Origin of the sequence: Aeromonas sp. R10-2, assembly GCF_040908445.1 — a bacterium.
In the GTDB taxonomy this organism is placed as follows: domain Bacteria; phylum Pseudomonadota; class Gammaproteobacteria; order Enterobacterales; family Aeromonadaceae; genus Aeromonas; species Aeromonas veronii.
In genome coordinates, this window is the sequence record NZ_JBFODS010000043.1 from 45,421 (window position 1) to 55,479 (window position 10,059).

Here is a 10,059-nt window from a genome sequence, read left to right on the forward strand (position 1 = left end):
TCCGTTTGCTGTTACAGATTGGCAATGATCAGTTGGTAACCAATCAGTTGGCAGCCAATTAGTTAGCGACAATATTGAGCAGCTTGCCAGGTACATAGATCACCTTGCGCACGGTCAGCCCGTCGGTGAACTTCTGTACCGAGGCATCGGCCATCGCCAGCTTCTCGACGTCGGCTTGGCTGATCTCGGCCGGAACGGTCAGCTTGCCGCGCATCTTGCCGTTGATCTGCACCACTACCAGCTTCTCGGTCTCGACCATGGCCGCTTCATCGGCCACCGGCCAGGCTGCGTGATCGATGTCGTCGCCCTTGCCCAGCATCTTCCACAGCTCGAAGCCGATGTGCGGGGTGATGGGGTAGAGCATGACTACCACAGCTTCCAGCGCTTCCTGCATCAGGGCGCGGTCCTGCTCGTCGTTGCCCAGCTTGGAGAGATTGTTCATCAGCTCCATGATGGCGGCGATGGCGGTGTTGAAGGTCTGACGGCGACCCACGTCATCACTCACCTTGGCGATGGTCTTGTGCAGTTCACGGCGTACCGCTTTCTGCTCGTTGGTGAGAGCCGCTACATCGAGTGCGGCAACGGCGCCACCGGAGACGTGCTCGAAGGTGACGCGCCACAGGCGACGCAGGAAGCGCTGGGCACCCTCTACGCCGGAGTCGGACCACTCCAGGGTCATCTCGGCCGGGGAGGCGAACATCATGAACAGACGGACGGTATCGGCGCCATAACGCTCGACCATCAGCTGCGGGTCGATGCCATTGTTCTTGGACTTGGACATCTTGGTCATGCCGGAGTGCATTACCTCACGGCCTTCGTTGTCGATGGCCTTGGTGATGCGACCCTTCTCGTCACGCTCTACCTTGACGTCGGTCGGGCTGACCCAGACGTTGCCGCCCTTCTCGTCTTTGTAGTAGAAGGCGTCGGCAAGCACCATGCCCTGGCAGAGCAGGCGCTTGAACGGCTCGTCGCTGTTCACGAGGCCTGCGTCACGCAGCAGCTTGTGGAAGAAGCGGGCATAGAGCAGGTGCATACAGGCGTGTTCGATACCGCCGATGTACTGATCCACCGGCAGCCAGTGGTTGGCAGCCGCCGGATCCAGCATGCCCTTGTCGTAGTCCGGGGAGCAGTAGCGCGCGTAGTACCAGGAGGACTCCATAAAGGTGTCGAAGGTATCGGTCTCGCGGAACGCTTCCTGACCGTTGTAAGTGGTCTTGGCCCACTCGGCGTCGGCCTTGATCGGGCTCTGGATGCCGTCCATCACCACATCTTCCGGCAGCAGTACCGGCAGCTGGTCTTCCGGTGTCGGCACCACGGTACCATCAGCCAGAGTCAGCATCGGGATGGGGGCACCCCAGTAGCGCTGACGGGAGACGCCCCAGTCACGCAGACGGTAGTTGACGGTGCGCTTGCCCTTGCCGAGCCCTTCCAGCTTGCTGGCGATGGCATCGAAGGCGCCCTGGAAGTCGAGACCGTCAAACTCGCCGGAGTTGAACAGCACGCCTTTCTCGGTGTAAGCGGCTTCGCTCACGTCGACGTCGCCATCAACCGGCTTGATCACAGCCTTGATATCGAGGCCATATTTGGTGGCGAATTCGAAGTCACGCTGATCGTGGGCCGGAACCGCCATTACGGCGCCGGTGCCGTAGTTCATCAGCACGAAGTTGGCGACCCAGACCGGTACCTTGCGGCCATCCAGCGGGTGAATGGCGTAGAGGCCGGTGGCCATGCCTTTCTTCTCCATGGTGGCCAGCTCGGCTTCGGCTACCTTGGTGTTCTTGCACTCTTCGATGAAGGCGGCCAGCTCAGGATTGTTCTGGGCTGCTTGCAGCGCCAGCGGGTGACCGGCGGCGATACCCACATAGGTGACGCCCATGAAGGTGTCCGGACGGGTGGTGTAGACCTCCAGCTGATCAGCATGACCCTCGATATTGAAGCTGATGTTGACCCCTTCGGAGCGGCCAATCCAGTTGCGCTGCATGGTCTTGACCATCTCTGGCCAGCCTTCCAGATTGTCGATGTCGCTGAGCAGCTCTTCGGCGTAGTCGGTGATCTTGATGAACCACTGGGGGATCTCTTTCTGCTCCACCGGGGTGTCACAGCGCCAGCAGCAGTTGTCGACCACCTGCTCGTTGGCCAGCACTGTCATGTCGTTCGGGCACCAGTTGACGGAGGAGGTCTTCTTGTAGACCAGACCCTTCTCGTAGAGCTTGGTGAAGAACCACTGCTCCCAGCGGTAGTAATCCGGTTTGCAGGTGGCGACTTCACGATCCCAGTCATAACCCAGACCCAGCATCTTCAGCTGGTTCTTCATGTATTCGATGTTTTCGTAGGTCCAGGGCGCCGGTGCGGTATTGTTTTTGATCGCGGCGTTCTCGGCCGGCAGACCGAATGCATCCCAACCTATGGGTTGCAGCACGTTCTTGCCATTGAGGCGTTGATAACGGGAGATCACATCACCTATGGTGTAGTTACGAACGTGCCCCATGTGTAGTCGACCAGACGGATAGGGGAACATGGACAGGCAGTAGAACTTCTCCTTGTCTACCTTCTCCACGGCCTTGAAGGTTTTCTTGGCATCCCAGTGCTTTTGCACTGCTGGTTCGATTGATTGGGGAACGTATTGCTCTTGCATTGGTGACATCCGGATCTGTGAAATGAATAGATAAATCAGCTGGGAAATCGCAATAGAATACCCATATCCTGCGGCGGCAACAACCGCCAGCGTCCCTTGGGCCTTAAGCCGGGCCAGATCAGGGTTTAGTAGAGGAGTAACAGCCATGGACAAACGTCAAAAAGGGTACGAAGCCTTCATTGCCGAGCTGCAAAAACAGTGGCAAGAGACTGAAGAGTTCCAGGGGGAGCGCCTCAACCGGATGATTGCCAAGGTGCAGGCCTATCTGGAGGCTGCCAGTGACCTGACCCAAGACGAACTGGCGCTCATCGCCGAGTACGTGAAGCGGGATCTGGGCAACTATGACGAGGGGCGCCATGACGATAGTGCGCAGGTGGAAGAGTCTGCCTTTATGTTGGCCCTCAAAGACACCGCGTGGTCCTGGCTGGCGGATGTGACCGACCGCGCCCAGGTGGAGTGGCGGGAGCTGGCCGACGAGTTGGAGCACAAGGGGGTTTACGAAGCGGGTGACTGGGTAGGGCTCGGGGTCATGGTGTGCGACCAGTGTGGCTGGCGCCATACCGTGCTGCATCCCCAGCAGCTCGATACTTGCCCCGAGTGCGGCTGCGCCGAATATCACCGCGAGCCGCTTTCGCCCTGAGTCATGCCATCAATGTGGACGAGACAACGAGCAAAAAGGCGCCATCAGGCGCCTTTTTCTTACTTGCAGGTTTCGTCGGGACGTTTACTTGCCCGCGACGGAGAGGCCGCCAAAACGGATCTGCGGGGCGTAGAAGCCCTTGCCATCGTTGTGGTGCAGGGTGTCACCGACCGCTTCCAGCTCGCCCAGCAGGCGGTAGAAGTTGCCTGCTACCGTGATGCCGCGCACCGGCTGCAGGCGAACTCCATCGCGGCAGAGGAACCCTGACGCGCCAAAGGAGAAGTCACCGCTCACCGCATCGGCACCCGAATGCAGGCCATCCAGCTTGACCAGCTCCAGATAGTCGCCGCTTTGCACTTCCGCTTCGCAGTGGGGGCCCGCGCCAAACACCAGGTGGCGAGCGGTCACATCAAGGGCGCTGCGGGCACCGCGAGCGGCCGAGCCGTTGCTGGCGACGCCAAAGTGGCGGGCGGTGGCGCTGTTGTGGAGCAGGGTTTTCAGCTCCCCTTCGCCAATCAGCAGCAGATCCGAGCTGGCCGCCCCCTCGCCATCAAACGCCTTGATGTTCATGCCGCCTGGCATATAGACCCGGCTTTCCAGAGTAAGCCAGCGTGACGCTACGCTCTGGCCGACCTTGCTGCGCCAGGGGTTGATCCCCTGCTGGGCCCACTTGCCCGACAGCACGCCTTGAAAGCAGCCAAACAGGCTGGCAAAGCAGTTGGTACTGAAGATGACGCTGTAGCGACCGCTCGGCACCGCTTCACCGGGCAGCAGACCATCGGCGATGGCGTAGATCTGCTCGATTAGGGCCTGACTATCCAGCTCGTCGAAGCGACGGCCATACTGCCCCTGCGAGTGCATCGACTGGCGGCTATCCCGTTCCACCAGCGCCGAGGTGTAGCAGCCGACGCTGAACTCGCCGTGCTGGCAGAGGGTACCCTGACTGTTGGCGAGCCAGAGCTGGCTCTCACCTTCGAAGAAGCTGTTGTAGGGGGCGCCGCTCACATCGGGCATGGTCAGCATGTCTGATTCGAGGCGCAGGGCCAGGGCGATCTTCTTCTCAACCGGCGTGGTATCGGGCTGGTTGATCTCGGCGCAATCTGTGGTGATCCGGCTATTGGCCACCGAGATGCGCTGATCCGGATCCACCTTGGCAAAGCGGCTGGCATCGAGCGCATCCTGCAGCATGGCATCCAGCGCCAGCTCATCGAGGGATTCCGAGTAGGCGATGCCGACCCGACCCTCTTTGATCAGGCGAATACCGAGCTGCTGGCTGCTGGTGACCTTGTATTCACCCAGCTCGCCCTTGTCTGCCTTGAGGGAGAAGGCCTTCTCCTGATTGGCGATGATGTCTGCCTCGGCGTTGAGGTCGGCCACCTTGTCGAGCAGGCGGGTGAGCAGTTGATTCATGTCGATGGTGCTCATCAGGCGTTCCCTCCCACCAGAATGTTGTCCACTTTCAGCGCCGGCTGGCCCACCGAGGTGGGCACCGAGCCCGAGACCGAGCCGCACATACCGGCGGCCAGCGCCAGATTGCTGCCCACCATGGAGATCTCTTTCAGCACCTGCGGGCCGGTACCGATCAGGGTGGCTGACTTGAGCGGCTTGGTGATTTTGCCGTGCTCGATGAGGTAGGCCTCCTGTACATTGAAGTTGAACTCGCCGGTGCCGGGCTGTACCGAGCCGCCCCCCATCTTCTTGGCGTAGATGCCGTGCTCCACCGTGGCTAGCATATCGTCGAGGCTGTGGTTGCCCGGTTCGATATAGGTGTTGCGCATGCGCGAGGTGGGGGCGTACTTGTAGGATTCGCGCCGCCCCGAGCCGGTGCGGGCGTAACCGGTCTTGAGGGCGCCCATTCTGTCCACCAGAAAACCGGTCAGTACGCCGTCCTTGATGAGCTGGGTATGCTGGGTCGCCATCCCCTCGTCATCGACGTTGATGGAGCCCCAGGCGTTGCCTTGCAGTCCCTCGTCCACCGCATTGACCACCGGATTGGCGATGAGCTGGCCCATCTTGTCGTGGAATACCGATGCCTTCTTGGCCACCGAGGTGGTCTCCAGCAGATGACCGCACGCCTCGTGGAAAATGACGCCGCCAAAGCCGTTCTCCATGATGACCGGCAGGGTGCCGCTCGGGCAGGGAGCCGCGCCCAGTTTCACCAGTGCCTGACGGGTGGCGGTGAGGGCCAGCTCGCGCGGATCGATGCGATCGGCATGCTCCCAGCCCATCAGGGCGCCGGGGGCCTCGTAACCGACGCTCTGCTCGCTCCCTTCCATGGCGATAGTCTGGGCCATGATGCGGTTGTAGTGGCGGCGATCGGCCACTTGCAGCCCTTCGCTGTTGAAGATCTCCACCTCCTGCTCCCAGCCCAGCACGTTGCCGGAGAACTGGCTCACCTTGTCGCTCTCGGCGCGGGCCGCCGCATCCATGGCGTGCAGATAGGCGATCTTCTGCTCCAGCAGCTTGTCTGCCGACAGGGGCAGCGCGACCGGGTTGCGATCGCTCAGGCGGGTGAAATCGAAGGCGGTGGCGGTCACCACGGGGTCGCGGCGGTCTTTGGCCGCCAGAAGGGTGACGATGCGCAGCAGCTCGTCGCGGTTGGCCAGATTGGTGTAGCCGTAGAGCACCTTGTGGCCGTAACAGAGGCGTACGCCGATGCCGAAATCGAGGCCGCCGCTGATGTTCTCTATCTGGCTGGAGAGCAGGCTGAGCTGGCTGCGGCGCTTGCGCTCGACAAACAGCTCGGCAAAATCGGCACCCAGCGCCAGCGCGTGATCGAGCACGTCACGGGCGATGGCGGGGGCCAACAGGGAGAATGGAGTCATAGAATATCCTTTTCTGGTCTGTCCGTTTGCTTCCGACATCCGGCTCTGATTGTTATGGGATGTCGAGTCCATTGTTGCAGACCAGCACAAAAAAGTCGCTATAGCGTCATGCGATGATACCGATTGAGAAAATCGGTGCGATAACTGCGCCCGGCGGCCAGGGCCAGGCGCTCAGGGTCGTTTTGCCAAAACGTGGGAAAGATCAGAGCAGGGCGTGAATTTCGCTCAGGATCTGCTCGACCCACTGCTCGATGCGCGGATCGGTCTGGTCATATTGGTTGGCATCATCGAGGGCCAGCCCGACGAAGTGACGGCCATCATCGATCAGTGCCTTGGAGGCATCGAATTCGTACCCTTCGTTGGGCCAGTAGCCCACCAGCTTGACTCCTTTTGGCACCAGCTGGTCGTGCAGCATGCCGAGGGCGTCCTGGAACCATTCGCCATAACCGAGCTGATCGCCGAGGCCAAACAGGGCCACGATGCGTCCCTCCAGATGGAGGTCGGCGATATCTTCCCAGCGGGACTCCCAGTCCTCCTGCAGTTCGCCAAAATCCCAGGTGGAGATGCCGAGGATCAGGATCTCGTAATCCTCCATCCGGCGCAGGGAGACATCCTTGATATTGTGAATATCCACCAGCTCGGGGCCGATGAGGGCGCGGATCTTCTCGGCAGCCATCTCGGTGTAGCAGGTGGTGGAACCGTAAAACAGACCAATCTTCATCGCTCTTCTCTCTGTTGGCGCTTTCTCGCTTGCTTTTGGCGCGTTCTCGCATGCTCGTGTGGGCTGCGCCATGTTGGCAACACGATGGGTAACGTAAGGGGAGGGCGCCAGTCTAGCAGATTGCCATTCGACCTTCACCGCCCGGCAAGGGGCGTGGCAAACGTGCCTTATCTTTCCAATGAAAGTGCCTTGTCTTTCCAAGGAGTTGGCGCGTTACAATGGGCCATCGATCCCCTGATTGCAGCGCACCATGAGCAAACCCGACCCCCATCCCCTGATTGAACCCTTTCTCGATGCCCTCTGGCTGGAGCGGGGATTGTCTGACAACACGGTCAGCTCCTATCGCAGCGATCTGGAGAAGTTCTCCCTCTGGCTCGACGAGCAGGGGAGCTCGCTGCTGCTGGCAGGGATGGACGAGATCCAGCACTACCTCGCCTGGCGGGTCGATCACCAGTTTGCGGCCAGCAGCACAGCCCGCTTCCTGTCGGCCCTGCGCCGCTTTTACCAGTATCTCAACCGCGAGAAGCTGCGCAGCGACGATCCGACCGTGCTGCTGGAGGGGCCCAAGCTGCCGAAAAAACTCCCCTCAGATTTAAGCGAAACGGAAGTGGAAGCTCTGCTGAGTGCGCCGCTGGTGGATGACCCGCTGGAGCTGCGGGACAAGGCGATGCTGGAGCTGCTCTACGCCACCGGGCTGCGGGTTTCCGAGCTGGTGGGGCTTACTGCCGAGCATGTCAGTTTGCGTCAGGGTTTGGTGCGGGTGGTGGGCAAGGGCAACAAGGAGCGGTTGGTGCCGATGGGCGAGGAGGCGATGCACTGGCTGGAGCGTTACTACCGCGAGGCCCGTACCCTGCTGCTGGGGGGCACCAGCTCGGATGTGGTGTTTCCCTCCAAGCAGGCCCGTATGATGACCCGCCAGACCTTCTGGCATCGCATCAAGCTCTATGCCCTGCGGGCCGGGATCAACGGTGAGCTGTCCCCCCATACCTTGCGCCACGCCTTTGCCACCCATCTGCTCAACCACGGCGCCGACCTGCGGGTGGTACAGATGCTGCTGGGCCATGCGGATCTCTCCACCACCCAGATCTACACCCATGTCGCCAACGAGCGGCTCAAGGCCCTGCACGGGGAGCACCACCCCCGCGCTTAAGCCCGTTGCAGCCGATTTTTGCCCGCTTGTTTAGCCTGATAAAGGGCTGCATCGGCGCGGGCCATCACACTGTCTGGCGCATCATTCAGGGATTCGGCAATGCCACCGCTAAAGGAGACGCTTAAGCCCTTTTCACGCCAATCCTGTTGCCCCATGCTGATACGCCACTGCTCCATCAACTTCTGCGCGTTGGCAATATCCGTCTGTTCAAAAATAGCGACCAGCTCTTCCCCCCCAAAGCGGCACAGGGTTGCCTGTTCCTCCAGCAATTGGCTACCGAGCTGAGCGGTGCGCTTCAAAACGGCATCACCGATGGGATGACCATAGGTATCATTTATTTTTTTGAAGTTATCAATGTCGATAATTGCCAATATGTATTGGCTATTTTCTTTATGTAGAGTGGCGAGCGCCTCTTCCAAATGACGGCGGTTGTACAAGCCGGTTAATGCATCACGCAGCGATTTTTCTGTTTCGGCCTGCATTTTGTCTGAAATCAGCACAATTTCATCCTCCAGCTCCTCTATGCCTGCCAGCTTGGGGATAATAATCTGTTGCCCTGGAGGAGTGATACGCAATTGTCTAACAACTTGTACCAATGTGCTGATGGTATGCTCCAGACGTTGCCTGAAAATAATAGCAACCAGTGTGAAGATCGATAATGATAATACCAGAGTGATAAATATAGTAGGCAGTATCTCACCAATCAAAATATCGCTCTTGAATGGAAATACAGTAATAACCAGCCACGATGGGTTGTTGTGAAGGGCGTGATATGAAATGAGATCACCATTTTTACTCATTAAGGTACCATTCCTGCCTTTCAATTCAGAAATCCATGGTTGGTCAAGTCGACTGCCGTTTTCCTGAGGGTCGCTGTGAGCCACAATCATCTTACTGCCTCGGTCAAAGAGCATATATACAACATTGTTACTACTCTCCAGAATCCGCCCTATACGTGCTGAAAATACTTTCAAGTTCAGGTCGATGCCAATCACGCCAAGAAATTTCCCCTGATTATTAAAAACAGCATGGGAAAGGGTGACGACCGGCATTTTTTCAATCGCGTCAATGTAAGGGGAACTCCAGATATTGATGCCGGGATGCTCGATAGCATTGCGGTACCATGGACGTTCCGACTCTTTGAACTCAATCGGGGTAGGATGAAGAGAGAAATTGATATGCTTGTTATCCTGAAGCATGTAGTACACGGTTTTTATTGGGCCATCAGGGTAAAGAAGGTATTGCCAAATGTCGCGATAACGTTGTTTTAATTCCGGGGGAAGATCTCCATTATTCTCAGTAATGTCGGCAATGATGATATTTATTTGCCTCTCAACCGAAGAGAGTGAGTTATCCCATTGCTGCGCAGTACTATCGTTAAAAAATCTGCAGGGCGGGATCGCACTTTGTTAATGAAATTTGAACAGGCAGATCGTCTGTGATCTAATCGCGTCTCCATGCAGGAGGCACGCGCTATGACGTTGATTGAACACCTTACCCTTGTCGAAGAAACTCGCTCTGAGATCAATCGTAAACATAACCTGGTTGATGTCATGTTCCTTGTCATCAGTGCCATCATGAGTGGTGCCGAGGGCTGGAATGACATCGAAACCTATGGCGATTCAAAGATCGATTGGCTCCGTCAGCATCGCCCCTTTGCCAACGGCATCCCGCGGCGTCACACGGTTGCCCGCATTCTGCGCTGCATTGTCATCGATACCTTGCTTGAAGCGTTGCTGTGCTGGGTCAATGAACAGCGCACTCATCAGGGCAAACCCATCATTGCCTTTGATGGCAAGGTGTTACGCGGCTCCTTTCGGGGAAATGCCAAGGATGCGCTTCAGTTGGTCACGGCTTACGATACCGAAAATGGGCTGGTGTTAAGCCAGAAAGCAACCCCTAACAAGAAGGGGGAAATCGAAACCGTCAAAGATATGCTGGACATTCTTGAGCTAAAAGGAGCCGTTGTCACACTCGATGCGTTGCATTGTCAGCGTGAGACACTGGAGAAAATCAGCGAGAAGAAGGCTCATGTAGTGGTACAGGTCAAGAATAATCAACCGAAGCTGTATCAAGCGGTTCAATCGC

At 58.1% G+C, this 10,059-nt stretch carries 7 protein-coding genes and 1 pseudogene; 3 read left to right on the forward strand and 5 right to left on the reverse strand.

Features of this window, described 5'->3' with window-relative positions:
• Positions 1-58: 58 nt before the first annotated feature.
• Positions 59-2,635, reverse strand: coding sequence for a leucine--tRNA ligase (gene leuS, locus AB5Y97_RS10715; RefSeq protein ID WP_075115454.1), 2,577 nt, complete (start codon positions 2,633-2,635; stop codon positions 59-61).
• Positions 2,636-2,780: 145 nt separating this feature from the next.
• Between leuS and AB5Y97_RS10720 the strand changes: the two genes are divergently transcribed.
• Entirely contained in the window at positions 2,781-3,275 is a 495-nt protein-coding gene (locus AB5Y97_RS10720) for a zinc ribbon-containing protein (RefSeq protein WP_005335155.1), read from the forward strand.
• Between the two features lie 84 nt (positions 3,276-3,359).
• Here AB5Y97_RS10720 and AB5Y97_RS10725 read toward each other — a convergent pair whose 3' ends face one another.
• The 3 genes from AB5Y97_RS10725 to fldB form a co-directional block, all read right to left on the reverse strand.
• Positions 3,360-4,700 carry a TldD/PmbA family protein gene (locus AB5Y97_RS10725; RefSeq protein WP_201946324.1) on the reverse strand — a complete coding sequence of 447 codons (1,341 nt, stop codon included), beginning with the start codon at positions 4,698-4,700 and terminating at the stop codon, positions 3,360-3,362.
• Entirely contained in the window at positions 4,700-6,100 is a 1,401-nt protein-coding gene (locus AB5Y97_RS10730) for a TldD/PmbA family protein (protein ID WP_201946322.1), read from the reverse strand. Before AB5Y97_RS10730 ends, AB5Y97_RS10725 begins: the two co-directional genes overlap by 1 nt.
• Positions 6,101-6,302: 202 nt before the next feature.
• Positions 6,303-6,821, reverse strand: a complete 519-nt coding sequence (fldB, locus tag AB5Y97_RS10735) for a flavodoxin FldB (RefSeq protein WP_005335151.1) — start codon at positions 6,819-6,821, stop codon at positions 6,303-6,305.
• A 250-nt stretch (positions 6,822-7,071) separates the two neighbouring features.
• Between fldB and xerD the strand changes: the two genes are divergently transcribed.
• Entirely contained in the window at positions 7,072-7,971 is a 900-nt protein-coding gene (gene xerD, locus AB5Y97_RS10740; RefSeq protein ID WP_005354107.1) for a site-specific tyrosine recombinase XerD, read from the forward strand.
• Here the strand turns inward: xerD and AB5Y97_RS10745 are convergent.
• On the reverse strand, positions 7,968-9,371 hold the full coding sequence (locus AB5Y97_RS10745) for a diguanylate cyclase (RefSeq protein ID WP_368157847.1): 1,404 nt from the start codon (positions 9,369-9,371) through the stop codon (positions 7,968-7,970). The two genes, xerD and AB5Y97_RS10745, sit on opposite strands and share 4 nt — an antisense overlap.
• 75 nt (positions 9,372-9,446) lie before the next feature.
• Between AB5Y97_RS10745 and AB5Y97_RS10750 the strand changes: the two are divergent.
• Positions 9,447-10,059 (forward strand): annotated as a pseudogene (locus AB5Y97_RS10750) (ISAs1-like element ISAs1 family transposase); the annotation flags it as partial.

Bases quoted from the DNA above. Each gene is read 5' to 3' on its own strand.
- leuS (WP_075115454.1), bottom strand. From the start codon at position 2,635: ATGCAAGAGCAATACGTTCCCCAATCAATCGAACCAGCAGTGCAAAAG.
- AB5Y97_RS10720 (WP_005335155.1), top strand. From the start codon at position 2,781: ATGGACAAACGTCAAAAAGGGTACGAAGCCTTCATTGCCGAGCTGCAA.
- AB5Y97_RS10725 (WP_201946324.1), bottom strand. From the start codon at position 4,700: ATGAGCACCATCGACATGAATCAACTGCTCACCCGCCTGCTCGACAAG.
- AB5Y97_RS10730 (WP_201946322.1), bottom strand. From the start codon at position 6,100: ATGACTCCATTCTCCCTGTTGGCCCCCGCCATCGCCCGTGACGTGCTC.
- fldB (WP_005335151.1), bottom strand. From the start codon at position 6,821: ATGAAGATTGGTCTGTTTTACGGTTCCACCACCTGCTACACCGAGATG.
- xerD (WP_005354107.1), top strand. From the start codon at position 7,072: ATGAGCAAACCCGACCCCCATCCCCTGATTGAACCCTTTCTCGATGCC.